The sequence below is a fragment of the Rheinheimera sp. KL1 genome (assembly GCF_001275035.1).
GTDB classification, from domain to species: domain Bacteria; phylum Pseudomonadota; class Gammaproteobacteria; order Enterobacterales; family Alteromonadaceae; genus Pararheinheimera; species Pararheinheimera tangshanensis.
Map to the genome: position 1 here is coordinate 127211 of NZ_LAMX01000021.1, position 26979 is coordinate 154189.

Below are 26979 nucleotides of genomic sequence, written 5' to 3' on the forward strand. Positions count from 1 at the left end.
AGTCATCTATTTATGCCATATATGGACAAAAAAACCGATCTTTTGTTGTAATTGCAGCAAAACGCCCATAAATCGTTACAGTTGCTCAAGTGGTCGGGCCGCGGAACTGTGTTTTCTGTCTGACATTTCAGTAATATAAAGCGCGACAGGATGTGAGCAGCTACTACTTCTGTCTTAAAGCGCATGTCACTGACTAGGCTCTTAGAATGAGCGCTGTTATACTCGGGCACCACGAGTAACTGTAACGTTTTAAACAGCACAGGCACGTCAACGAGGATGTGGCTGGCTAACAACTCAATTTTTGCTGTAAATTCAGGAAACGATATGACCACCTCAAAAATTATCTACACTATTACGGACGAAGCCCCGGCACTGGCCACTTATTCTTTTTTACCTGTAGTTGAGGCTTTTGCCAAAACTGCAGATATCGAAATAGAAACTCAGGATATTTCTCTCTCTGGCCGTATTCTTGCCTTGTTCCCTGAATTTCTGACCGAAGCACAGCGTCAACCTGATGCTTTAACAGGTTTAGGCGAGCTGGCAAATACACCTGAAGCCAATATCATCAAGCTGCCAAATATCAGTGCTTCTATTCCACAGTTAGTGGCAGCTATTAAAGAACTGCAAGCTAAAGGCTACAAACTGCCTGATTACTCGGAAGATCCAAAAACAGCGGAAGAAAAAGAAGCCCGCAGCCGTTACGACAAAGTCAAAGGCAGCGCGGTCAACCCTGTACTGCGTGAAGGTAACTCTGACCGTCGTGCTCCTGCTTCTGTTAAACAATATGCCCGTAAAAACCCACATTCTATGGGCGCCTGGAGCAAAGAGTCGAAATCTCACGTGGCTCATATGAGCGCAGGTGATTTCTACGGCAGCGAAAAGTCAGTGACTATTAAAGACGCTGGTCAGGTGCGTATTGAGCATGTAGCCGCTGATGGCAGCGTGACTGTACTGAAAGAAAAAACTTCAGTAAAAGCCGGTGAAATCATTGATGCTTCTGCCATGAGCAAAAAAGCATTACGTGATTTTATCGCCGCTGAAATTGCTGATGCCAAAGCCAAAGATGTATTGCTGTCCGTGCATTTAAAAGCCACCATGATGAAAGTGTCTGATCCTATTATGTTTGGTCACGTGGTCACTGTATTCTTCAAAGACGTGTTTGAAAAACACGCCGCCACTTTCGCTGAATTAGGTGTCGATGCTAACAACGGTTTAGGGGATGTTTACGCAAAAATTGCCAAGCTGCCAGCCGATAAAAAAGCGGAGATTGAAGCCGATATCAAAGCTGTGTATGCCAAACAACCAGCTCTGGCCATGGTAAATTCTGATAAAGGCATCACCAACCTGCATGTACCAAGCGATGTCATTATCGACGCTTCTATGCCTGCCGCTATCCGTTCTTCTGGCCAAATGTGGGGCCCGGACGGCAAATTAAAAGACACCAAAGCTATTATTCCTGACCGTTGTTATGCTGGTGTGTATCAGGAAACCATCAATTTCTGCCGTGAACACGGTGCTTTTGACCCTCGTACTATGGGCTCAGTACCAAACGTCGGTTTAATGGCGCAAAAAGCCGAAGAATACGGCTCACACGACAAGACCTTCGAAATTAAAGCTGATGGTCAGGTGCGTGTTGTAGATGCTGCAGGCACAGTGCTTATTCAGCATAACGTTGAGCAAGGCGATATCTGGCGTATGTGTCAGGCCAAAGATGCTCCAATCCAGGATTGGGTGAAACTGGCGGTCAACCGTGCCCGTTTAAGCAAAACTCCTGCGGTATTCTGGTTAGACAAAAACCGTGCTCATGACGCTCAGCTGATTGCAAAAGTAGAACGTTACTTAAAAGATCACGACACCATCGGTTTAGATATTCAGATCATGTCGCCGGAAGAGGCCACCCGTCATACCTTAAAACGTATCAAAGCAGGTCTGGATACCATTTCTGTCACAGGCAACGTGTTACGTGATTACTTGACCGACTTATTCCCAATTCTGGAATTAGGTACCAGCGCGAAGATGCTATCTATCGTGCCTCTGATGAATGGCGGCGGTTTGTTTGAAACGGGCGCTGGTGGTTCTGCTCCTAAGCACGTTGAACAGTTTGTTGAAGAAAACCACTTACGTTGGGATTCGTTAGGTGAATTCCTGGCTCTGGCTGCCTCTCTGGAGCATTTAAGTCAGGTTACGGGCAATGCCAAAGCCCAGGTTCTGGCAGATGCGTTAGACCAGGCCACAGCTAAGTTCCTTGATAACGATAAATCTCCAACCCGTAAACTGGGTCAGTTGGATAACCGTGGCAGTCACTTCTATCTGGCATTCTACTGGGCTGAAGCTCTGGCCGCACAAAGCAAAGACGCAGCCTTAGCGGCCCGATTTGCGCCGCTGGCCAAAGCTTTGACAGAGAACGAAGCCAAAATTGTGCAGGAGTTAAATTCCGTGCAAGGCAAAGCGGTAGATATAGGCGGTTACTACAAGCCAGACGACGCATTAGCGTCTAAAGCCATGCGCCCAAGCGACACCTTTAATCAGGCATTAGCTGCACTGTAATTTCGGACAATCATCCTATGTAAATAAAGGCGCTTTGTGCGCCTTTTTACGTAGATATTCCTCAAAGTAATTGATGTTGCCGCTAGGCGGCAAACGCGCGAGACCCCAGGAGCACAGTTGTCCTATGTGCATTTGGATTGATGCGAGAACTCGCATGTCATGTCTGGTGAGTATTTTCAAGATAACAGGGGCGAGGAGTGCGGCCAACAACGCTGCCGCATCAAGTACGAAAGGGAAAAAAACATCTGGAATGTTTTTCACTCACATCATCCATGATGTTCGCCTTCGGCAGCTAAAGCTGTGCAAAACGGCTATCCTGCCGTTTTGTTAACAACGTGAAGCGTTGGCCCGAACGGGTGAGCGCCAGGGATGGCAGCGAATAAAGAAAAATGCCGGCTTATGCCGGCATTTCATATGGATAGTGAGCTTTAGAACCTTATTCAGGTTTATGGCCTTCTGGCAGTGCAATATTTACTGCATGTAACCCTTTTGGGCCCTCAGACAGGTCAAACACCACATCCTGGCCGGCCTTCAGCGTACGGTAGCCATCCATGTTAATGGTTGAATAATGGGCGAAGATATCTTCGTCACGACCATCTTCACGAATAAACCCAAATCCTTTGGCATTATTGAACCATTTCACTTTACCGGTAGCCATACTACTTCCTTCTCTAAGTTAGCTAAATTCTGTATTCTAAGACGGAGCAACAGGGAGCTGCGGGCAGACTCCACCATTTACTGTAGATAATTTGTGCAGCTAGTCAAGTTTTTTACACCCTTGTAAAGCGGCGTTGCAGGTACTATCTATAAGATAAGGCATACAGAGTGGCCGCAAAGCCTGTAGTGGCTTTGGGTCCGGTGAAAAAATTCATCAATGCAATTTTGATGCTTTGAACAGGCGTGGCTATAGTTTATGAGCGGTTATAAAGAAAACAACGTAATAGATCACGGAGTGGTGGAGAAAACCCGGCAACAGGTGAAACCTCCTTCCATGTATAAAGTCATACTTCATAACGACGATTACACCCCGATGGATTTTGTCATTGATGTGTTAACCCGGTTTTTTAATATGCAGTATGAAAAAGCCAGTGAAATTATGTTGAAAGTACATAATGAAGGTATGGCGGTTTGTGGCGTGTTCACAGCCGAGGTTGCGGAGACCAAAGTTCAGCAAGTGTCCATTTATGCGAAAGAGCACGAACATCCATTGTTATGCACTATGGAGCGGGCTTAACGCCAAACAACTGCTGTTGTAACTCAGGTGGATTAGGAGTGATGTTGTATGTTGAACAAAGATCTTGAGTTAACCTTAAATCTGGCGTTTCGGTTTGCGCGGGAAAAACGTCATGAGTACATGACGGTGGAACATTTATTATTAGCGCTGCTGGACAATCCGGCAGCAGGGGAAGCATTAAAGTCCTGCGGTGCCAATATAGACCGCCTGCGGCTTGACCTGTCGCATTTTATTGATTCAACCACCCCCTTATTGCCAGAAGATGACACAGACCGTGATACGCAGCCTACGCTCGGATTTCAGCGTGTGCTGCAACGTGCCGTGTTCCATGTGCAGTCCTCGGGCAAGTCAGAAGTCACGGGCGCTAACGTACTGGTCGCTATTTTCAGTGAGCAGGAATCTCAGGCTGTGTATTTGCTGAAGAAAATCGATATCAGTCGGTTGGATATCGTTAACTATATTTCGCACGGCGTGATTAAAACCGAAAAAATCGAGCAGCAGGACGAGCAGCAAGATGAAAACGGTGATGTGCAGATTGAAGAAAATAAATATCTGGAAAGCTTCACCGCCAATCTGAATATTCTAGCCAAAAATGGCCAAATTGATCCTTTGGTTGGCCGTGATATGGAGCTGGAACGTACTATTCAGGTGTTGTGCCGCCGTAAGAAAAACAACCCGTTACTAGTGGGTGAAGCTGGCGTCGGTAAAACTGCTATTGCCGAAGGTCTGGCCTATCGTATTGTCAATAATCAGGTGCCCGAAGTCATTGCCAATGCCACTATTTATTCGCTGGATATGGGCTCTTTACTGGCGGGTACCAAATACCGGGGTGACTTTGAGAAACGCTTAAAATCCTTGCTGAAAGAAATCGAAAACGAAAAAGATGCAGTGCTGTTTATTGATGAAATTCATACCGTCATCGGCGCAGGTGCGGCATCCGGTGGTGTGATGGATGCTTCTAACTTAATTAAGCCGCTGTTATCCAGTGGTCGTTTGCGCTGTATCGGCTCTACCACTTATCAGGAATTCAAGAACATCTTTGAAAAAGACACAGCGCTGGTGCGCCGTTTCCAGAAAATTGATGTAGTAGAACCTAGTGTGGATGACACTACGCAAATTCTGCTGGGTTTAAAAGAACGTTACGAAGCTCACCATGGCGTGCGTTATACCCAAAAAGCGCTACGTGCAGCAGCTGAGTTGTCTGCGAAATACATTAACGAGCGGCATTTGCCGGATAAAGCCATAGACGTGATTGACGAAGCTGGAGCCAGCCAGCGTTTATTGCCTGTATCTAAACGTAAAAAAGTCATTAATGTGCCGGAAATCGAACACATTATTGCCAAGATGGCGCGTATTCCTGAGAAGTCAGTGTCAGCCTCTGATAAAGATGTGCTGGCGAACTTAGACCGCAACTTAAAAATGGTGGTCTTTGGTCAGGATGAACCTATTGAAGTGTTAACTTCGGCTATTCGGTTATCCCGCTCAGGTTTGGGCAACGAGGAAAAACCTATAGGGAACTTCTTATTTGCAGGCCCAACAGGGGTAGGTAAAACTGAAGTCACGAAGCAACTGGCCAAAATTATGGGCGTGGAATTACTGCGTTTTGATATGTCCGAGTATATGGAGCGTCATGCGGTCAGCCGCCTTATTGGTGCGCCTCCTGGTTATGTCGGTTTTGATCAGGGCGGTTTACTGACCGATGCTGTGTCCAAACACCCGTACTCCGTCGTGCTTTTGGATGAAATCGAAAAAGCGCACACCGATATCTACAACATTTTGTTGCAGGTGATGGATCACGGTACGTTAACTGACAACAGCGGCCGCAAAGTCGATTTTCGGAATGTGATTTTGGTGATGACCACCAATGCCGGTGTGCAGGAGACGGTGCGTAAAACCATAGGCTTTAAACAGCAAGATCACAGCCATGATGCGTTAGCCGAAATTAACCGGACTTTTAGTCCTGAGTTCAGAAACCGTCTGGATGGCATCATTTGGTTTAAACATTTATCCCGCGACATTATTCTGCAAATTGTCGATAAGTTTGTCTGTGACCTGCAGGTGCAGCTGGATAAAAAACAAGTGTCGATGGAACTCAGTGGTGCCGCCCGTCAATGGCTGGCCGATAAAGGTTACGATCAGGCGATGGGGGCTCGCCCTATGGCGCGGGTGATCCAGGAGCAACTGAAAAAACCTTTAGCCAACGAAATATTGTTTGGACGACTGGCGCATGGCGGTGATGTGCGGATTGATCTGAAAGGCGACGAGCTGGAGTTTGATTACAACGAAGAAGAAATACTAGCTTAAGACAGCATCACGTAGTGAGAATACGAAAAAACCCGGCTTGGCCGGGTTTTTCTTTATGAAGCAAATAGCATTTTAATGCTATCTGGTTCCGTCAAATCTTAACGTTGACGGAACACGATGCGACCTTTGGTCAGATCGTAAGGAGTTAATTCAACAGTGACTTTGTCACCTGTCAGAATGCGAATGTAGTTTTTACGCATTTTGCCTGAAATATGGGCAATAACTACGTGGCCGTTTTCTAACTCGACCTTAAACATGGTATTTGGCAGGGTATCTAAGATAGTCCCTTGCATTTCAATTACGTCTTCTTTCGCCATTCAGCGTGCCAGCCTCTTATTTAAATTCATTAGTTCAAAAAACTGCCGCAGATTTTGCCGAAAAAGGGCGGATAAGTAAAGCAACATAGACAGATTTAGCGAAATGAGAGCCATTCTCCGGCTATAAAGCGTTGTTGTGGTAAAAATTTTGCCTTGTAACTCATTTTTTGACACTGCTGGATGTAATAGCCCAGATACACAAAACGGATGTTTTCTATTTTGGCCAGCTCAACTAAGGTCAGGATAGCTAAAGTGCCAAAAGCCAGTGCATGATCTGTCTGATAAAAAGTGTACACAGCGGAGAATGCATCGGCTGTGCAGTCGACTACTGTGACTGCCACCAGTTGATCGCCCAGATATTGCTCTAAAAATTGTATTTTCAACCAGGTGGCTTGCCACAAATAAGCCATTTGTTCCGGACTGGTCGGGGACATGGATCCGTCGGCATGTTTACTGTCGATATAAGACTGGTAGAGCGCATAATATTTTGCTGTGCAGCTGCTCTTGTCTTCAGTCTGTACCCACTGATAACGCCAGTCACTGCGTTTTGCTTTATTCCAAAGCCGACGTTGACTGTTGTTGAATTGGAATTCCTCGGCTATTAGCCTGACCGACTGACAATGCTGGCAGCCTTCACAATAGGTGGTATAAATTTGTTCACCGCTACGTCTGAAATTTAATGTCAAAAGTTGCTGGTAAAATTCTGGATTTAAAGGCTCATCCGGCAGCGTAAAAAGCAGGCGCTCCTGGCGGTCGGGCAGATAATTGCATGGTTGTTGCTGACTGACCCCAAGCTTTAAGCCCGACATTTTAAAACTCCAACTTTAGATCTTGCGCTTTCCAGCTACCGGCAGGGCAAAACAGGGCTTTGTGATTTGCCAGCAGCGTCAGATAGGTTCTGCGAGACAAAGGTTCTGCTCCTAACTGCTGTAAAAAAGGATTCATCATCTGACAATCAATATAGCCTGTGGCAAAAGTCGATAAATGCTGCTGTAGGGCGACAAGCGCGACTTTTGCTGTATTTGGCTGAGTATTGAACATGGATTCGCCACAAAATAGCTGACCGACCATCACACCGTAACAGCCACCAACCAGCTCACCTTCAGACCAGACTTCGATACTGTGGGCATGACCTTGTTGATGCAAAGCTACATAAGCCTGTTGAATATCCGGTACTATCCAGGTGCCTTGTTGTGAGGGGCGTGGTGCGCTGCAAGCTTTAATGACCGCAGAAAACGCCTTGTTTACGCTGATGTCAAAACTGCTGTGATGCAGCACCTTGCGCAACGTACGGTTAGGCTTTAATGCTCCGGGCATAAAGATGGCGCGTTGTGACGGGCTCCACCATAACAGCGGATCTCCGGGGCTAAACCAGGGAAAAATGCCACTGTGGTAGGCTTTGAGTAAACGTTCTGGTGACAAATCACCGCCCATAGCTAATAACCCGTCCGGCTCAGTCAAAGCCTGACTGACCGGAGGGAATTCAAGCGAGCTGTTGGATAACTCAGGTAAATAAATCACCACTATTTACCCTTTATAAGTCCGCGTGAAATTACTTGGCCAAAGCGTCTAAGTAACGTTCTGCATCTAAAGCGGCCATGCAACCCGTACCCGCCGAGGTAATAGCCTGACGGTAAATGTGATCCGACACGTCACCAGCAGCAAACACACCTTCAATGCTGGTTTGAGTCGCATTACCTTCAGTGCCACTTTGCACTTTCAGGTAACCACCATTCATCTCCAGCTGACCAGCAAAAATATCGGTGTTTGGTTTATGACCTATCGCAATAAAGACACCAGCAACAGCGACATCTTCAGTCGGCTGGCCATTGGTAGATTTTAAACGCATGCCGTTCACGCCCATATCATCGCCCAGAATTTCTTCCAGCTCACGGTGCGTGTGCAGAATAATATTGCCCGAGGCGACTTTCGCCATTAAACGGTCCACCAGAATTTTTTCCGCTTTGAAGGTATCGCGACGGTGCACTAAATGCACTTCTGAGGCGATATTGGCTAAATATAGCGCTTCTTCGACTGCTGTATTGCCACCACCTACCACTGCAACTTTTTGATTGCGGTAAAAGAAACCATCACAAGTGGCGCAGGCAGACACACCACGGCCGTTGTAGGTTTGCTCTGACGGCAGACCTAAGTACTTGGCTGAAGCGCCTGTGGCGATAATCAGGGCGTCACAGCTGTACTGGCCGTTGTCACCGGTCAGAACAAACGGACGTTGCTGTAAGTTCACTGTGTGAATATGGTCAAACAGAATTTCAGTGTTGAAGGTTTCTGCATGTGCTTTCATGCGATCCATCAGCGCTGGGCCTGTTAAACCGTGCGGGTCACCCGGCCAGTTTTCTACTTCAGTTGTTGTGGTTAACTGACCGCCCGCCTGCATACCGGTCAACAGCACCGGATTCAAATTAGCGCGCGCAGCATAAACAGCCGCAGTGTAGCCCGCAGGGCCAGAACCTAAAATCAATAAACGGCTGTGTTTAATAGTAGACATGCATTACTCCGGCATTTTTCTGTGGTGTATTCAGTTGAATCCTTAATGGGGCCGATTTTATGGCATTGCAATAGCGAGATAAAGCACAACTGCATTTTTTCCAATTCGGGATCTGGTAAGGATGCCATGCTATGGTATTGTTTGTTTACACCTATTTGCTGTTGTCCTTTTGCCGAGGTTTAAATTGCACTTTATTTCCCTGTTCTTGGTTATCGCAGAGACCTGAATACATGATGAGCAGGTTGTTGCATTTTCTGTTTATGTTGTGGCTGTTGTGCTGCAGTTTTATCTCGTTCGCACAAACGCACTTTACCCGCCTGAGCGTCGATGACGGCTTACCCAATGCCAGTATTTACCGGATAGTGCAGGATAAGGACGGTTATATCTGGTTGGGGTCAACCAACACGGGCTTATTGCGATACAACGGTTATGAATTGGAAGCTTTTGATGTACTGCCGGCCTCGGTCAGTAACAATATGCTGGTGCCCGATATTGATGCGCTCCTGATGGATCACAAGGATCAGTTGTGGATTGGCACCTGGGGGATGGGGTTGAGTAAAGTAGACACCCGAACAGGTGAAATCTCGCATTATTCTGACCGGCCTGAAAGTGCCTTCGTATTAACCAGTAATTATATTCAGAGCTTATTACTGGATAAGTCTGGTGTGTTGTGGATTGGCACCAATAAAGGGCTGCAACGATTGCTACCTGACGGAACTTTTCAACTGGTAGGTCAAGCCGATTCGGCTCAGCCGCTGATCAACCAACGGATCTGGGCGCTGGCTCAAACCGAAGATGATACCGTCTGGATTGCAACGGGCAGTGGCCTTCATCAGTGGACAAAACAAGACGGACTCAGTGAGCCTTATCAGGCGTTTGGTCAACACAGTGTCAACAATGAAATACGTACTTTGTTTGCCCAAGGGAACAAGGTGTGGGTAGGAGGGCGTAGCTCACTATTTCAGTTTGATCCTGCTTCATCTGAGTTTAAGAGCATTCCTTTTTTTGATAACGCCGTTAGTCCTATTATTAATGTGCTGGAAACCGATCAGCAAGGTAACTTACTGGTGGGCACCTTTGATGGTATTTATAAAGTCTCATTAACCTCAGGTGTCTTTGAATCTTTTGCCGATGGTAGACAGTTACTTCAAGGCATCAATGTGCGCTCTTTACTGGTTGATCGCAGTGGGTTGTTGTGGGTCGGCAGCCGGGAAAAGGGGTTATTTTATGGCAGACATCAGCCCTCGGCCTTTAGTGACTTAACCCAGTGGGGGCCTGCAGCGGCTACTTTAGCAAAACAGCAACTGACGGCTGTAAAGGTGGAAGATAACTTTTTATGGCTGGGTAGCTCCGATCAGTTTCATCAAATCAACAGAAAAACAGGTGCTGTGTTATCTCTGGCAATGCCTGCCCGAGTGAATGCTATCACCAGATCCACTCAGGGAGAGCTTTACATAGGTTCAGATAACGGTTTATGGCAATTTGATGAGGATACACAACAGCTGGTGCAGCTGGACTCGGGGCAAAGTCTCCAAGGTACTCCATGGCAAAACGTACGGGATCTGGTGAGTTTACCAGATGGCAGCTTGTATCTTGGCTTATGGCAAAACGGTCTGATGCGCTGGGATCCGGCAGGCAATCATCAGTTCTGGTTAGAGGACATGGCGCAGCAAAAAGTAGGTGACGCCGTGCAGGTGGTGCAGGAAATCCAGGGCAAAATCTGGGTTGGTACCCGTTATTCCGGTCTCTTTGTGCTTGACCCTTCCAGTGCTCAATTGCAGTCGTTAGCAAACTTAATTCCTGTGGCACAAGCTCTTGATATTCAATGCATAGCGCAAGGGCCTGACGACACAGTGCTGCTGTGCAGTCGCAGTGGGCTGGTCAGTCTTGATCCAAAGAACCCTGGTATCTCAGGTTTGGGAGATAGTATTTCCGCTGCTAAAGCAGAATTGTTGGGAGCTTATACCGATGCGCAGAAAAACATCTGGTTGCTTTCAGCTCAGGGGGTGAGTTTAAAACCTTACCAGCAAGAACGCCTGATCACCTTTACTGAGCAGGATGGTTTGAATAATAAGGAAATGATTTTTAAAGCATTTTCGGTATCTAAACGCGGGAACTTGTACTTGGGGACTGCAGGTGGTTTGTCTATTGTTCATGCTGAATTGTTGTGGCTGAATCAGCATAAAAGTACAACCCAAGTATCAGGGATATGGATTGATCAGAAAAAACTCAAACTAGGCATTATGCAAGGCTACAGCTCTGAAATTGAATTAAAACCTGGCGAAAGCATTAGTCTGGAATTGGCAAGCCTTGATTACCATGACCCGAAACGTAATCAGTTTATTTACCAATTGGCTGGTGTAGATACTGACTGGCAATACAGTACTGGCTACACAAAAGTGAATTACAGCCAGTTAGAACCCGGAACTTATCAGTTCAAAGCCTTGGGTTCAAATCAACATGCGTTGTTTTCCGATAAGCCCTATCTGCTTACTATTGAAGTATTGCCCTTGTGGTGGCAACGAGGCTGGGTGATAGCAGGGCTTGGGTTGTTGCTCCTGCTGCTGCTACTCGGAGGCCACGCTTACCGACTACGCCATATGCGACAAATTAATAAGCTGTTGCAGCACTCAGTGCAGGAAAGAGCATACAACCAGACTGTCCTGGAAACCATGGTGGAAGAGCGGACTAAAGCCTTGCAGGATAGCTCTGCCACTTTGTCTCTACGGACCAGGCAGTTAGAAGTGAGTTTGTCGCAGTTGGCTGAAAATAACAGAGAACTCAAACGGCTGAATACCTTAAAAGATGAGTTTATTTCAACCGTCAGTCACGAGCTACGCACGCCTTTAACTTCTATTCGTGGTGCTGTGGGTTTGCTTGCGAAAAAAGTGGTAGCCGAGGGCTCTGAGCATTACGAGCAATTGTTACAAACCGCGCTCGGTAATAGCGAACGTTTGTCTCAACTGATTAATGATTTATTGGATCTACAGAAGTTTGAGTCCGGTAATTTTAGCTTATCCTTTGCGGCAACTGACATGAAGCAACTGGTGTTACAGGCATTGGATAGTATTGCCCCTTATGCGGCCAGGTATCAGGTGAGTTTTCAGACTGAGTTGGCAGAGTGTCAGGTGGTGGCTGATCAAACCAGAATACGGCAAGTAGTGGATAACCTATTATCAAACGCCATTAAGTTTTCCACTTCGGGACAGACAGTGGCGGTGAAGTTAACTGAGCTGGTCGGGCGTATTCGTTTTGAAGTACAGGATCAGGGGTGTGGTATTCCTCAAAATTTCCGCAGCCGTGTTTTCGAAAAATTCTCTCAGGCAGACGGCTCTACCAGCCGCAAAGCCGAAGGCACAGGGCTTGGGTTAAATATCTGTAAGACCATTATCAGTGCGCACCATGGCGATATTGGTTTTGAAAGTGAACCCGACCATGGCGCATTATTTTGGTTTGAATTGCCCGTTGCACAAGCTTAAACCTGACGTTGGGGTAATACATACCAATACACCGCCAGAAAATGGCAAGTGCTGCCAGCAAGCACAAACAAGTGCCAGATCAGGTGGTGCATAAACAAGGTTTTTTGCACATAAAACAGCACGCCACCTGAGTAAAACAAGCCTCCTGCCAGTAACCACCACAAACCAGCCACGGGGACATGGCTCAACATAGGATCAATAGCGATCAGTACTATCCAGCCCATGACCAGATACAAAGCGATAGAAAGTTTTTGATACTTAGCACCGGTAAAGAGTTTTAACAGTACTCCGGCACAGGCAATGCTCCACACCAGCGTAAATAACCACCAGCCCCAGTTGTCTCTTAAACTGACAAGCGTAAAAGGGGTGTAGGTTCCGGCGATCAGAACAAAAATGGCGGAATGATCGAGTTTTCGAAGCCATAATTTATGTTTCAGATCCTGCACTGAGTGGTACACAGTCGAGCTGCCGTATAACAAAATTAAACTTAACCCAAAAACCCAACTGCTGACCTGACGCCAAAAATCGGTATTCGCCGTGAGCTCCAACATCAGATATAACCCCAGCAGGCTGGCTAAAACTCCAAGACCATGACTAATGGCATGACTTAACTCTTCTGATGCACTGTATTTGGTGGCTGCTTTCATATTCTGCTTTATCTGGACTGACCTCAAAGCACTATGGTAACACCGGGCCGATCAAAGCAACCAGTGCAATTCGTTATTTTCATTGGATAAAGGTAAACTAGCCGCCTTTGTATTTTTACAGTGAACAGTAGTTTTTATGGCTGTGCTTTTAGTGGTCGGTTATGTCTGGCCTGAACCTAATTCTTCTGCCGCGGGCAGCCGGATGCTGTCGTTGCTTTCTATGTTTCGCGAGCAGGACTGGACTATTATTTTTGCCAGTCCAGCGGAGAAAAGCCCACACCGTTTTGATTTAAGCCAGTGGCATATCGCTGAAGAGCAAATTCAGTTAAACGACAGTAGTTTTGACGAGCAACTCAAAGAGTGGCAACCCGACATAGTGATGTTTGACCGTTTTATGCTCGAAGAGCAGTTCGGTTGGCGGGTCGAGCAACAATGCCCGAACGCTTTACGGCTGTTGGATACTGAAGATCTGCATTTTTTACGTTTAGCCCGCCAGCACGCTTTTAAAGCGGGCAGGGCAGTGACACTGCAGGATTTGCACTCTGAACAGGCGCAGCGTGAAATCGCCGCTATTTATCGCTCTGATCTGACGTTGATTATTTCAGAAGCCGAAATACAGTTATTAACTGAGCATTTCAAAGTGCCGGCTGAGCTTTTGTGTTACAGCCCATTTTGGTTGGAAACTAAAGCCATTGAAGATTTACCACGATTCGAACAGCGCCAGCATTTTGTTTCTATTGGTAATTTTCGCCATGAGCCAAACTGGCAGGCGGTACTGTGGCTCAAACAGCAGATTTGGCCTTTGATCCGCAAACAACTGCCCAAAGCTGAACTGCATATTTATGGCGCTTATCCGCCACCTAAAGCCACACAGTTGCATCAGCCGAAAGAAGGGTTTCTTGTCAAAGGCTGTGCAGAAAATGCGGCAGAAGTGGTTAAACATGCCAGAGTTTTATTGGCGCCTTTACCTTTTGGGGCTGGTTTAAAAGGTAAGTTTATTGATGCAATGGCGCAGGGCACACCTAATGTCACCACAGCTGTAGGCGCTGAAGGCATGGTGCATCAAGGGCAATGGGCCGGGCTTTTGGCTGAAACTGCACAAGAAATAGCAGATGCGGCCGTGCTGTTGTATCAGGATGAGCAGTTATGGCAGCACAAACAGCAGCAAGGTTTTGTTATTTTGGCAGAACGTTTTGCCAGCCATCAGCATCAGCCCTGCGTCTGGCAGCAAGTGATGGATGTGCAGCAACAGCTGTCACAGCACAGATTAACCAACTTCACCGGCGCTATGCTCAGACATCATCAGCATCGCAGCACGCAATTTATGGCGCAGTGGATTGAAGCAAAAACTAAACTGGCAGAGCTGAAACAAAGCTCTGCCACGCAGGAGACAAAAGATGAGTGAAATCAGCCGTCAGGCGCTAATTCAACTGCTTGATCAGGAGCTACAAAGTGGTCTTATTAAGGACTATTGCCCTAATGGCTTGCAGGTTGAGGGCAAAAGCCAGATTAAAAAGATTGTCGCGGGTGTCACCGCCTCTCAGGCCTTGCTCGATGCAGCTGTGGCCGCTGGTGCTGATGCCATTATGGTGCATCATGGTTATTTCTGGAAAAACGAAGACTATGCCATTACTGGTATTAAAAAACGCCGCTTACAAAGCTTGCTCAAGCATGACATCAGCCTGATCGCCTACCATTTGCCTTTGGATGTGCATCCGCTGCTTGGCAATAACGCTCAGCTTGCGTTAAAGCTGGGGTTAACCAGTTGGCAGGCTGTGCCCGGTGTCAGTCCATCAGGTGTACTGATGCGTGGCACTTTAGCAAATCCTATGACCAGTCAGCAGATTGCAGACAGGCTGCATCTGGAGCTTAACCGCTTACCTCTGCTGCATGCAGTCTTGGATAAAGCAGTGACTGAACTGGCCTGGTGCACGGGCGGCGGCCAATCTTATATCGATCAGGCTTATGCTGCTGGTGCAGAGCTTTTTATCAGCGGTGAAGTGTCGGAGCAGACTATTCACAGCTCACGTGAGCTTGGCATCGATTTTATTGCCGCAGGCATCACGCCACAGAACGCTATGGCATTAAAGCGCTGGCTGAATTTGTGCAGCAGCGTACTGGTGTTGTCTGTGAATTTATTGATATCGATAATCCGGCTTAGGGCTATAAGTAGTGAGTAATTTGTGGTGAGTAAAAAACAGCAGGACCGTAATTTTGACGGCATAGCGGGCAAATTTCAGAAGAATATTTATCAGACTACCAAAGGCCGTTTGCGTCAGGCGGTATTGCTGCGTGATTTTGCTGAATGCGCCGATTTAGCCACACCAAGCCGCATTCTGGATGTAGGTGCAGGACAGGGCCAATTGGCGCTGGCGTTGGCGCAGCAAGGCCATCAGGTGACTTTAACTGACTTGTCGCAGGATATGCTGGATATGGCGCTTGAGGATGCAAAAGAGCGCGGTGTAGACACACAAATCCAGTGTCATCCGTTGGCGTTACAGCAGTTATCAGAGCAACAATGGCCCGCTTTTCCTGTGGTGCTTTGTCATGCTGTCCTGGAGTGGTTGCATGAACCTGCTGAAGCTATCAAACAGCTGCGTGCTTTGGTGCAAACAGGCGGGCTGGTGTCGTTGATGTTTTATAACAAAGATGCCAAACGCCTGAGCAATATTATTTATGGCAATTTTAACTATGTGCTGCGCGATTTAGCCTTTAAGAAAAAAGTCAGTTTAAGTCCACAAAATCCGCTGCAGCCAGAGGATGTCTATCGTTGGTGCAAAGAGGCAGGCTTTATCATTGAAGGCAAAACCGGCGTGCGTTGTTTTCATGATTATCTGCGTGACCGCTCCGAGCAGGAAACTGAATTCGATAAGCTGTTACAGGTCGAACTGCAGTACAACAGGCAAGAACCTTATGCCTCAATAGGGCGTTATCAGCACTTGTTGCTTCGCGCTGTATAACGAAAGCCTAAGACGGGGTTAGATCAGGTTGTTAATAATCTGAGCTAACCCCGTTTTTATTTGCTGAAAATTTAAAGTAAAAAAACAGTTGCAGTGTGGAATAAAGCTGTTATGATTGATTTCGTAATGCGAACCGTTATCATTTGCAAAATGCGTAATCAAGTGGGAAGTCTGCGCCCTGCCAGGAAGGCAGCTTGATTTCGTAGGCGGGTAATTGTTGTGTTACATGTTGTGACCCTATGACAACAGCGATGTTGTCGAACTCCGAAGTCTTTGCCCATCCAAAGACCACGTTCTGGCCCGGCCTTATAAGCCGGGCATTTTTTAATTTATGAACCGGACGCGCAGTTCTACTGCTTTAATCAAATTCAAACTTATAAAGAACATCCACCGCGCTATCCAGGCCTTGCACGGCCTCCAGATAAAGGTTCTTCATCAACTCGTACCTTAAGGTAAATTCACCTAAAGAGTTAAATATACCGACGCCATATTTTAATTGCAGTTTGGGTGATAAATAGCCGCTGACGGTAACCTGAGAATCATCCCCTGTGCCTGCTGTATCGAGTGTGAATTGCTCAAAACCAAAAGCTTTGCCTAACTGACTGACCATGCCATTACTGTTAGCTATGCCCAGACCTATCAAGCCACTGGTTAAAGGGTTACTTCTACTATCACCACTGCCGGACAAATCCCGGCCCATCAACAGATAAGATAAAGCGTTCGCCTGAGGTTTGGAGGGTTCAGAAAATATCACCACTGAAGCTTGATCGGCAGGGCCGTTTACTCTGATACCTGCTATCACATCATCTTCAGTGGAAGAGGGGTTGCGAATGGCCTCAATATTTAAAAATGGCTGATCGGCAGGACCATTAAATATCAGTTTGCCTTTACGGATCAGCAAATCCTGGCCGTAAGAGCGGAAGGTTCCATCCAGAATATTCACTTCGCCTTTTAAGCGTTGTTGTGGACCATTCTGGCTAAACAACAACTGACCTTTGAGCCGACTCTTTAAACCAAAAGCCTGCAAATTGACCTGATCGCCTAAAATCAGTCGCATTTCGGTGACTAGTTTGACTGCACTGGTTGTAGCACCACGCCTTACTTCTAGCTCCTTGTTTAGCAGAATTTCATCATCCGAAACTTGTACCGCATTTTGTGGCAAGTCGTCTATGGCTAGATCGGCTCTGGGGATCTGAATCGTACCTTGCACCGCAACGACTTGATTCTGTGCCAGTACCGTCATCTCTGGATTGATATAGACTATGCCCTGCGGCAGATTCAGCGGCAGTTGTTGCCCGCTTAACGCTAAACGAGCCTGATAGTTGGCCAAGTTAAACCAGTCAGCATAGCCTGACAATTGTGCTTTACCTTCACCACTTTGGATCTCTGCCGTCAGCAGGGCTTTTTGTTGTAAAAAGTCCAGCTGCAGATGGCCTTGCTCTATATCCAGCGGGGCATTATGACCTTGCAGTTTCATCTCACTGACTTTGATCTGCCCCGATAATAAAGGCCGGCCTAAAGTACCGCTGGCACGGACCTGGCCATCCAGAGTGGCAAAAAATTCACTTTGTTCTGGTAATAAGGTGCGTAAAAAACTCAGATCCAGTCGGGTTAACGTCAGCTCTGCTTCCAGCTTTTTGTCTGCTGCAGTGAAGTCGGGCAGGGAGGCTGAACCTTTGAGTGAACGGTCATCACTAAACTGTATTTGCCAGTTCGTGGACAGCTTTTTAGGGGTCAGTACCAGTGCCGCATCCCAGCTTTGCCACGGCAGTTGTAAAGGATTGACATCGGTTTGTTGCCATTTTCCCGCTGTGCCTGTTAATTTTACTGTTGCATTCAGACCTTGTTTTTTACTCCAGCTCAACTGCAGATTTGCATCGGCTTCGCCCGTCAATCGTTGTGATTCGCCAATAAAAGGTTCCAGCAAAGCCAGCTGAAACTGTTGCAACCGTACCGCCAGGTCACCCTGGCTGCTGCTGATATTGCTGGCTTTTTCCAGGCAGAGTCTACCTGGCTCTGATGACCAGCAATGAGCTGGCACACTGAGTTGCTGTTTTGGCCAATCCAGCGTCATCAGTATCGTGTCGGTTAAAGCCCAATGGCCAACAGGAGTCTGCAATTGAGTTTGTTGCAGCTCTATGTGCCACTGCTGTTTAGGCTTTGCCGTGGCTGCAGCCTGTAGCTGTGCTTTGTAGTCGGCACCGTCCAGCTGGATTACCAAATCGCTGCTGTTTTTATTGCCCGTCAGCAGCAACTGGGCTGAATTCAGTGGTTGTCCTGACAGCGTGCCTTTACCCAAGGTCAGTTCCAGTTGATGATCCAGATTATTGCTGTTGATCAATGCATTCAGGCTGATGTTTTGCAGACGCATTAGCTTTTTATAGCGCAGCTTCTCACCCTGCAGCTTGATATCCAGAGCCGGGTGTTGTTGTGGGCCTGTGACCTTGGCATCGGCCATTAGGCTGCCTTGAGCGCCCTGAATGGAGCTTGCCAGATCGGCAACCTCCACAGACAAGGCCATTTGCCATTTGTCTGTCACTTGGCCTTCAGCGGTCACTTTATTGGAGCCATGCTGCAGCACCAGTGTCTTACTGCTTAATTGCTCAACGGTCAGCTCTTTACCTTTGGCCTGTAATTGACCCGATAAAGACAGCGGTTGCTGCCGCACCTGCCCCTGAATGGCTAAAGTTGGCAGTTCAAGCTGCCATTGTTGCTGGTGGTAACTGGCTTTGAGTTTGATATCGCCACTGAGTTGGCCCGGATAATCTTTTAGCCATGGCTCCAACTGCATTTGATCAAGCGACAGAGCTGCATCCAGCGCCAGTTCTTTGGTTAAATCCAAAGCACCTGTACTGCTCAGATTACCCCGCGCGGAATTCAGCGTGAATCCAGACCAGCTCAACACCGGGGCTTGCCAGTGTGCATTGAACTGCAATTGACTATCGGGCAACTGAGGAAGTTGTTGCTGGCTTTGTAAAGTGAGTTTCAAATCCGCTAATGAACCTTCCGCATCAATCAGCAGTTGCTGCATTTTGTACAAAGGTTCGCCTTGCAGTGGCCACTGCAGGCTGCGGGCCTTTAAGTGCAGTTGTATCGGCAGTCCAGCGGTCAGAGGGGCCACTTCCACTTTGGCTGTAGCTTGCTGAGTGCCTGTCAGTTCAAGGCCTAGCTGCAATTGGTCCAACGAACCGGCTATGCTGCTATTGAGTACTAAGCCAGAGCTTTGGGCTCTGACAAAGCCCTGCAATGCAAAGGGAGTGGAATTGGTCAGACTCAGTTGTGCTTGCGCATTAATAGCGTTGTCTTGCAAATCCGGCTGGATTATCCACAGCTCTGTCAGTTTAAACTCGGTGAGTTCAAACTGATCCGGATTGGCTTCCAGTGAAAAACTAAGCTGCTCTGCCGAAAGTTGCTGTGCACCTGTGACTTTAGGCTGTTGTAATGTGAGCTTTTTTACGCTCAGCCACAGCGGCAATTCAAGGCGCGTCAGTTGTGGCACCTGATAATGCCACCAGGCCGCACTGTTGGTGGTTGCGGTACTGGCTTTTGTTGTGCTGGTTGAAGTGCTGTTTTGTGCTAAAGACTCTGGCAGATGCAGCTGCAATTGATCCAATAGCGTATCGCCCAGCGATAGGTGCTGACCAGCTAATTTCAGCTCTGTACTCAAGCTATTGAGGCTAAGCTGCAGTTCACCTTGTTGTACCCTCAAATCAGTGATCTGTAGTTGCTTAATACGGACTTTGGGTAGTTCCAGTACTGTATCAGCTTGCTCTGGTGCAGTTTCTGCTAGGGTAGACGAACTAAGTACCAGGTTCACACCTTGTGCTGTTGCGCTGTCCAGACAAATCTCAAACCGGCCTAAACAATACCAGCTCACTTTAGCTGCAAGGCTGTTGATCTGAAGTGTTACACCGTCCTGCTGAAACTGCAGTCCAGTCAGTGTAAAACCTTCGGCCAGCGTGCCACTGATTTGGGCTATTTGAACTGGGCTGTCGTCCGGTAACAAACGGTTCAGCAGTTGCAGAGGTTTGTTGGTATAAAACAGCACAATCAGGCTGAGCAACAGCACTAAACTGGAGCTTAAAAGGAATTTCTTCCAACTAAAAGCTGAGCTGACATTTTTTACATCAGGCATGGTAGTGCGCTCTTCGCTGCCATTGATACTCATAATTCCGGCCCCAAACTAAAATGCAACTGCAGGGCCTGATCGGAGGGCACATCCAACCCCCATGCAATATCAATACGAATAGGGCCAACAGGGGAGGCCCAGCGCACACCTAAACCTACACCACGGTAAATATCGGCTTTGTCATTCCAGGCACTACCGGCGTCAAAAAATGCTGCGGCCCACCAGTTACCTGACACTCTGTGCTGGTATTCAAGTGCGGCTGTCGCCAGATAACGTGCTCCTAACAAATTGCCTTCAGTATCGACTGGAGAAATGGATTCGTAGGAGTAACCACGAATACTGTTATCTCCACCTGCAAAAAAACGTAACGAAGGGGGAAGTTCGGTGATGGCTTCCATTAATACGGCACCTGCATCTACCCGTACCAGATAACGTTGATCATCGGAGAAAGAGCCTATCCAGCCAACCCGACTACGCACACGGACAAAACTACTGTCGGAGCCCCAGGCGGGATCTGAAACTTCAGTGCCAATTAAATATCGACTGGCTTCAGCGGGCATACTGCCACCACTGTCCCAACTGCGGCTGAAACTAATACCCGGCATAATCAAATTTGCACTGCCAGAGTCTGTGCCCTGCACATAATCTTCATATAACCAGCGTATTGACGCTGTTCTGTACCACGCATCCTCCAGCAGCCAGTGTCGTTCCAGCGAGGTATTGTATTCCTGACTGCGAGTATCTTCTAAGTCTTTATTTTTTACACCGAAATTGAGTTTATAAAAATCTTCAGTGACGTTTTTCTTCGGCCATTTATACCCGACTTCCACTGTTTGTTCAGGAGCAGATAAGGCCATTTTACTCGACAAACTGTGACCTCTGTCATTCAACCACGGCTTGTTCCAATTCAGTTTAATACGAGGCCCCAGATCGGTGGAGTAACCCAGACCTGTCTCTACGATATTACGGATCTGAGGCTCTACCTTGACCTGTACCGCCAGATGTTGATCAACAGTTTCCGGATCGTCCACTGTGACGTCTATGCTGCGAAACCAGTTGGTTTCAGCCAGACTTTGGTTGAGCTCACCCAGTTGACTGGACTGATAATACTCGCCGGGTTTGAACGGCAGCATGGAATGCAAGCGCTCCTCACGAATTTGGCTGCCTTCGAATGTCACCTCACCAAAGTGATAACGTGGGCCTGAGTCAAACTGAATATGAATAAAGCCCTGAAGCAAGCGCGGGGCGACGGATAGTTCTTGTTTGACAAATTTCGCCTGAAAATAGCCCCGGCGTAGCGCTAGCGAGTTCAGCTGATTTTTGATTTCTTCATAGCGGCCATGATGCACTCTGTGATTCACTTTTGGCCCTATCTGTTTGACTAATTTGCCAAATTCAGGGTCTGTGGCAGCTTCGCCAGTAATCTCTACTTTAACTGATTTGAGCCGTACAGCCTCGCCCGGTGTAATGGTCAGTCGTAGTTTTTGTTTATTTTCCTTACCGACCAGACTGGGTTCGATGCTCATGCGGTAATAACCGACGGCGCGACCCGCGAGTTTGACATCCTCTATAACTTTGGTTTGAAAACGTCTGGAACCCAGGTTGTTTTTTGCAGGCAGCCTGTCTAGGTACAGTTCAATATTATCGGCAAGGGAGCCTGAAACGCCCTTGAGTTCAATTTGGGGATGCGCTGCGGCGGCAGAGGCGGCAAACAGAGCCAGAGTGGCCAGAGTCCTGTACAACAAAATGCGAACTATCCTTCGTGTTAGAACCGGGTCAGTGGCACCCGGTTGTGTTCTAAGAGTATAACAGTCACACGAAGTTCAGTACGTTTTCAACAGCTTCCCAGACCAGTTGCTTGTTTTTTATTCTTTCACGCTCGCAAACAAAAAGGTTTTCATCAGCAAACACCCTTTTGTTTTTTTACCCTAGATCCGAATGCCTGGCTCATATACCCCGCAAGCTGCACTTTTTGCTGATTGCCTTTGTATTCATTACTGATTTATCTGGCGTTCGGACCTGGTCAGTCGATCTGCCTGTGAATTAAGAGCGGATTTCCCCGTCACTCGGGCCTAACAGAGCAAAAATCTGACCTGATTGAACCTCAAAACTAATACGGCTGACCGCTTTGACAGTGCAGTAACTTTTTTCTATCTGGTATGGATAAATCCTTATCAAGCGGCGCCTGCACGCTAGTGGCTCACGCATATCAATGCCATCGCTTTTGTCAAAAGAGTGACGTGTAACCATTTATTAAGCGAAACGCGACGTTTTTTGTCAGCACTTTGTCATCTGCCTACAGTACACTGAACAGCAGGACGGGTAATGGTGATATGGACGGATGAAGATAAGCATGGCTCATACCATAGTGTTGCTGCCTGGGTTGGATGGAACCGGGATTTTATATCAGCAACTGGCGCAGCAGTTAGCTCCTGAGTATGAACTTCAGGTGATCGCTTACCCTCTGGATCAGCTGTTGGATTACTCCGAGCTACTTGACTTTATCCGGCCGCAATTGCCGGAGCATCCTTTTGTGGTGTTGGCTGAATCTTTTTCCGGACCTTTAGGGATTTTGCTGGCTGCAGAGCAGCCACACAATTTAACAGCTCTGGTGTTGTGTGCCACGTTTGGCCGCAATCCTTTACCCGCGTTCAAAGGTTTGATTCATGCGGTGGACAAACTGCCGTGGAACGAGCTGGTTCATCATTGGACAGCCTTGTGGTTACAAGGGCGTTATGCCAGTGCAGAGTTATCTGCGTTGCTGGAAAAAGCCCTGACTATGGTGTCAGAGCCGGTAATTAAATACAGGGCTAAACAAGTGTTGCAGGTGGATGTACTGAAAGAATTTGCGACTTTAACTTTGCCACTGATGTATTTGCAGGCAAGGCAAGACAGGTTGATTTGGGCTTTTAATGCGAAAGCCTTGTTACAGTTGCAACCTGATATGCAACTGATCCGTTTGGATGCACCACATTTTTTATTGCAGGCTATACCAGAGCAGGCTGCGGCACAGTTGAAGCAGTTTATTCAACATCAGCTCAATCCCAGACAAGCCACTGAAGATGCGGTTCTGGCATAAAAGTTTTGATTTACAGAGAGATAAAACCTGTACTGACTCTGCCAAGCTGGGTAAAGCAAATCAATGAAATCCTTGTGCACTGACTCCGGTAGGATCAGAACAACGGAGTCAGCAGAACCTCTGTTTTTACGGCAGTTCAGGGATAAAAAACCAGTCAAATACTAATTCGTCGGTGTTTTGTCCGCCTGTGCAGTCAGTAAAAACAAGATCTTATCCATATTCAGCTTTTCATACGGCATTAAACGTTCAGGTTTACCTTCACGCCTGATAGACAAATGGCCTGCCGTAAAGGCCAGCACCGCAGAAGACGTGGTAATGGTATTGCCTTCGACTTTGTAATGGCAGTGGGCCAGATCTAAAAAAGCTAAAATACGATTCCGGATACTGATCATCATGGATTGAGCTCCTGTGTAGCGCTTTTTAATAATATTCCCTTGTGGTGAATTACTTCTCTCACTCCGGGAGGAGTTCTCATGCACAGGCTCAGACAAAAGCACCGTCGGCTTTGTTCCGCCGCTTGGTAAAAAAGTTTGAAAATAACGATGAATCTCGGCTGAATTCAGTTGAATGGTGTAAATATTGCGATTGATTAAATAAAGCCCTTAGTTTATTAATATGCCTGTAACATGATTAACCTCTAATGTTTACCCGTTAAAATTATAAATAACTCAAAAGTGAACTCCATGAGCATAAAAAACCTATGTGCTGTTGCCGTTGCGCTGGCACTCAGTCCACAACTGCACGCCGAATTACTGATTTCCGAATATGTTGAAGGGTCTTCCAATAACAAAGCCGTAGAACTGGTGAATCTGGGCAGTCAGACTGTTGATTTAAGCCAGTACAAACTGCAGATGTTTTTTAATGGCAACACCACTGCCGCTACCACTATAAATTTAACCGGCAATCTGGCACCCGGTGCTGTCTATGTGATTGCCAACAGTAATTCTGTTGCTGCACTGAAAGACAAAGCCCAGTTGCTCAATAGCTCATCCTGGTACAATGGTGATGATGCGCTGGTGTTGTCCAAAGGCGATCAGGTCATTGATTCTTTTGGTCAGGTTGGCTTTGATCCGGGCAGTGCGTGGAATAGCGGTGGTGTTTCGAGTATTGATAAAAGCTTAAGACGTAAAGCGTCAGTCACTACAGGGGATATCACAACCACTGATGTATTTGACCCTTCATTGCAATACGATCAGTTTGCACAGGATGATTTCAGCGACATTGGCAGCTACAAGGGTTCAGGTTCAGGCACACCGCAAGAGCCTGTTTATGTGCATGGCCAATGTGGTGATGCAACCACGCTGATTTCCGCCATTCAGGGCGAGACAGATGTATCTCCTTTGAAAGGTCAGACTGTGTCAGTCGAAGCCGTAGTGACTGCCAGTTTCCAGGACAGCTCCGGTTTAAAAGGTTTCTTTATTCAGGAAGAAGCTGCCGATCAGGATCAGAATGCGACCACCTCTGAAGCTGTGTTTGTCTATGATAACCTGTCTGGCAAAGCCGCAGTAGTTGGCGACAAGGTTCGGGTTAGTGCTTTGGTTGAAGAGTCTTTTGGTCAGACGCAACTGGCAAAACTGGTGGATTTAACCTCTTGTGGCGCAGGTGAAGCTGTAGCTGCGGTACCTGTTACTTTACCTGTCGCCAGTTTAAGCCAATTTGAAGCCCTTGAAGGCATGAAAGTGCGTTTAGCAGAGCCTCTGGTAGTGACAGACAACTATGGTTTAGGCCGTTACAATGAGCTTGGCTTGTCGTCTGAGCGTTTGTATCAGCCGACACAAATTGCATTGCCGGGTGATGCGGCTAAAGCTGTGATGGCAGCCAACAGCCTGAATAAACTGGTACTGGACGACGGATCTAACCTGCAAAATAAAGATACTTTGTATCCTGCTCCGGGTTTATCCGCCAGCAATACAGTGCGGGTTGGTGATGAAGTTTTACCTTTTGATGCAGTGCTGGGTTACGGTTTCAGTAAATACCGGGTTCACCCATTAACTGAACCTGTATTTGTCAGCAGCAATCCACGCACAGAACAACCTGCGATCAGCAAAGGCGATTATCGTATAGCCAGCATCAATGTGCTGAACTACTTCAATGGTGATGGCGCAGGCAATGGTTTCCCGACCTCGCGCGGTGCTTCTACAGCTGTTGAATTTGCCAAACAACGCGACAAAATTATTACCGCCATCTCGGCGATGAACGCCGATTTGGTCGGTTTACTGGAAATTGAAAACGACGGCTTTTCCGAGCAATCGGCCATTGCCGATTTAGTGCGCGGTTTAAATGCAAAAGCCGGTGCTGATGTCTGGGCTTTTGTTGATTTTAGCGTTACGAAAGTGGGCACCGATGAAATCACTTCTGCGATGATTTATCGCAAAGACAAAGTCGTACAGGCAGGCACAGCCGCTATTGGCAATGCGGCTCCTTTTGATTACGGCAACAGACCTTTAATCAGCCAGAGCTTTAAACTGCAGCAATCCGGTGAACTGCTGAATTTGACTGTGGTGCACTTAAAGTCCAAAGGCAGCTGCCCGAGTAATAAAGCTGATCTGGCGAACATCGACTCAGGTGATGGTCAGGGCTGCTGGAATGGTTTACGTCTGCAGGCTGCAACAGCCATGGGCAACTGGCTGGCCAGTTACCCAACAGGTATAGAAACAGACAACAGCGTGATTGTGGGTGACTTTAATGCCTATATGCAGGAAGACCCAATCCGCGCGATGAATGACTCAGGTTATGTGCAGGTCAGTCAGCAGGTGCATGGCAATAAAGTCAGCTCTTACTTGTTTAATGGCGAATCGGGCACACTGGATCATGTATTTGCCGCAGGTGACATTAAAAACCGTGTCGCTGAAGTGACTGAGTGGGCTATCAACGCTGATGAACCTGTGATCCTGGATTACAACGAAGAGTTTAAATCTGAAGTTGCCAAAGCCAACTTCTATGCGCCAGGCCCATTCCGCTCTTCGGATCACGATCCTTTGGTGATGTCGGTGTATTTTGCCAAGCCAGTTGTGCAAGACCAGTTTTTCCTGCTGGATGAGCAAGCCGCCGCTGGCACTGTGGTAGGCCAGATTGTGACCAGCTCTGCGGTAACTATTACCGGTTACCCGTTATCAGGTGAGCAGGCCGACTTATTCAGTGTCAATGCCAACGGCCAGTTAGTGGTAGCAGCCGGCGCCGAACTGGATTTTGAAAGCCGTCAGGTGCTGCGTTTTGAACTGACCGCAGAAACTGAAACAGGTCTGCTATCTGAACCTGCCCGCATTGAAGTGCAACTGAATGATTTACCTGAGTTGCCTGTGATTCGCTTAGAAGGCTTGCCCACTGTGATTTCCGACAGTATTCGTCCCGGTACTGTGCTGGCGACAGTCAAGGCTGAAGCGACAGGCAACAACGCCAGTATTCAAAGCCTGGAGCTGATTGACAACAACAAATACCTGATCTTTAACAAGGGTCAACTGACCCTGAAAAAGAAATTGAACGCTAAACATCAGCCTGAACTTAAATTCAGCATCAAAGCGACAGACTCTTTGGGCGTCAGCACTACTGTCCATTACGTTATTGAAGTAAAAGACAGCAAAGGTAATGCGGTAGTACAGTGGGTGATTTCGGTGATTAACGCTGTATTGGGGTGGTTATTTGGTTAATTCCTGTCTGAATCAGACTTGCGTCTAGTGAGACAGCCACCTGCGGGTGGCTGTTTTTTTGAATGCTCATCTGGGTTATTTTGTGTTACAAGGAATCTAACAGGTTAGCCAGAGTCTGGTTAACCCA

The 26979-nt window shown here is 47.3% G+C and carries 17 protein-coding genes and 1 pseudogene; 9 read left to right on the forward strand and 9 right to left on the reverse strand.

The window, feature by feature from the left end; genetic code table 11:
• Window positions 1-324 precede the first annotated feature (324 nt).
• On the forward strand, window positions 325-2547 hold the full coding sequence (locus WH43_RS12205) for an NADP-dependent isocitrate dehydrogenase (protein WP_053425025.1): 2223 nt from the start codon (window positions 325-327) through the stop codon (window positions 2545-2547).
• Window positions 2548-2983: 436 nt separating this feature from the next.
• Here the strand turns inward: WH43_RS12205 and cspD are convergent, their stop codons facing one another.
• Window positions 2984-3205, reverse strand: a complete 222-nt coding sequence (gene cspD, locus WH43_RS12215; RefSeq protein ID WP_046518730.1) for a cold shock domain-containing protein CspD — start codon at window positions 3203-3205, stop codon at window positions 2984-2986.
• Between the two features lie 255 nt (window positions 3206-3460).
• On the opposite strand from cspD, the gene clpS reads away from it, so the two are divergent.
• Together clpS and clpA are read left to right on the forward strand one after the other, a co-directional pair.
• Entirely contained in the window at window positions 3461-3781 is a 321-nt protein-coding gene (gene clpS / locus WH43_RS12220) for an ATP-dependent Clp protease adapter ClpS (protein WP_053424880.1), read from the forward strand.
• A gap of 48 nt (window positions 3782-3829) precedes the next feature.
• Window positions 3830-6085, forward strand: coding sequence for an ATP-dependent Clp protease ATP-binding subunit ClpA (gene clpA, locus WH43_RS12225; protein WP_053424881.1), 2256 nt, complete (start codon window positions 3830-3832; stop codon window positions 6083-6085).
• A gap of 98 nt (window positions 6086-6183) precedes the next feature.
• On the opposite strand, the gene infA is transcribed toward clpA, so the two are convergent.
• The 4 genes from infA to trxB all read right to left on the reverse strand — a co-directional run bounded on the left by infA (window position 6184) and on the right by trxB (window position 8911).
• Window positions 6184-6402, reverse strand: coding sequence for a translation initiation factor IF-1 (gene infA / locus WH43_RS12230; RefSeq protein WP_008610216.1), 219 nt, complete (start codon window positions 6400-6402; stop codon window positions 6184-6186).
• Window positions 6403-6497: 95 nt separating this feature from the next.
• Window positions 6498-7211: an arginyltransferase gene (locus tag WH43_RS12235; RefSeq protein ID WP_053424882.1), complete on the reverse strand. Its 714-nt coding sequence runs from the start codon at window positions 7209-7211 to the stop codon at window positions 6498-6500.
• Between the two features lies 1 nt (window position 7212).
• Window positions 7213-7926 carry a leucyl/phenylalanyl-tRNA--protein transferase gene (gene aat, locus WH43_RS12240; protein WP_053424883.1) on the reverse strand — a complete coding sequence of 238 codons (714 nt, stop codon included), beginning with the start codon at window positions 7924-7926 and terminating at the stop codon, window positions 7213-7215.
• A 28-nt stretch (window positions 7927-7954) separates the two neighbouring features.
• Window positions 7955-8911, reverse strand: coding sequence for a thioredoxin-disulfide reductase (gene trxB / locus WH43_RS12245; RefSeq protein ID WP_053424884.1), 957 nt, complete (start codon window positions 8909-8911; stop codon window positions 7955-7957).
• Between the two features lie 230 nt (window positions 8912-9141).
• Between trxB and WH43_RS12250 the strand changes: the two genes are divergently transcribed.
• Complete coding sequence (locus WH43_RS12250; protein WP_286049712.1) at window positions 9142-12390, forward strand: sensor histidine kinase; 3249 nt, start codon at window positions 9142-9144, stop codon at window positions 12388-12390.
• Here WH43_RS12250 and trhA read toward each other — a convergent pair.
• Window positions 12387-13037 carry a PAQR family membrane homeostasis protein TrhA gene (gene trhA, locus WH43_RS12255; RefSeq protein ID WP_053424886.1) on the reverse strand — a complete coding sequence of 217 codons (651 nt, stop codon included), beginning with the start codon at window positions 13035-13037 and terminating at the stop codon, window positions 12387-12389. The two genes, WH43_RS12250 and trhA, sit on opposite strands and share 4 nt — an antisense overlap.
• A 136-nt stretch (window positions 13038-13173) precedes the next feature.
• Between trhA and WH43_RS12260 the strand changes: the two genes are divergently transcribed.
• From WH43_RS12260 to WH43_RS12270, 3 genes and pseudogenes are all read left to right on the forward strand, one after another.
• Complete coding sequence (locus tag WH43_RS12260) at window positions 13174-14442, forward strand: glycosyltransferase (RefSeq protein ID WP_053424887.1); 1269 nt, start codon at window positions 13174-13176, stop codon at window positions 14440-14442.
• A pseudogene (locus tag WH43_RS12265) lies at window positions 14435-15198 on the forward strand (Nif3-like dinuclear metal center hexameric protein). The gene WH43_RS12260 and the pseudogene WH43_RS12265 overlap by 8 nt, the downstream one beginning before the upstream one ends.
• Window positions 15199-15220: 22 nt before the next feature.
• The gene (locus tag WH43_RS12270) at window positions 15221-15997 is read left to right on the forward strand and encodes a methyltransferase domain-containing protein (protein WP_286049713.1); all 777 of its coding nucleotides are present in this window, start codon (window positions 15221-15223) and stop codon (window positions 15995-15997) included.
• 358 nt (window positions 15998-16355) lie between these two features.
• Here the strand turns inward: WH43_RS12270 and tamB are convergent, their stop codons facing one another.
• Window positions 16356-20165 (reverse strand): autotransporter assembly complex protein TamB, encoded by a 3810-nt coding sequence (gene tamB / locus WH43_RS12275; protein WP_053424888.1) that lies wholly within the window; start codon window positions 20163-20165, stop codon window positions 16356-16358.
• The gene (gene tamA / locus WH43_RS12280; RefSeq protein ID WP_082335768.1) at window positions 20162-21871 is read right to left on the reverse strand and encodes an autotransporter assembly complex protein TamA; all 1710 of its coding nucleotides are present in this window, start codon (window positions 21869-21871) and stop codon (window positions 20162-20164) included. Before tamA ends, tamB begins: the two co-directional genes overlap by 4 nt.
• 596 nt (window positions 21872-22467) lie before the next feature.
• Here tamA and WH43_RS12290 point away from each other — a divergent pair.
• Window positions 22468-23205 carry an alpha/beta fold hydrolase gene (locus WH43_RS12290; protein WP_152342841.1) on the forward strand — a complete coding sequence of 246 codons (738 nt, stop codon included), beginning with the start codon at window positions 22468-22470 and terminating at the stop codon, window positions 23203-23205.
• A 161-nt stretch (window positions 23206-23366) separates the two neighbouring features.
• On the opposite strand, the gene WH43_RS12295 is transcribed toward WH43_RS12290, so the two are convergent.
• Window positions 23367-23600, reverse strand: coding sequence for a hypothetical protein (locus tag WH43_RS12295; RefSeq protein ID WP_053424891.1), 234 nt, complete (start codon window positions 23598-23600; stop codon window positions 23367-23369).
• Window positions 23601-23888: 288 nt separating this feature from the next.
• On the opposite strand from WH43_RS12295, the gene WH43_RS12300 reads away from it, so the two are divergent.
• A complete protein-coding gene (locus tag WH43_RS12300; protein ID WP_053424892.1) occupies window positions 23889-26852 on the forward strand; it encodes an ExeM/NucH family extracellular endonuclease in 2964 nt (987 codons plus the stop codon).
• Window positions 26853-26979 lie beyond the last annotated feature (127 nt).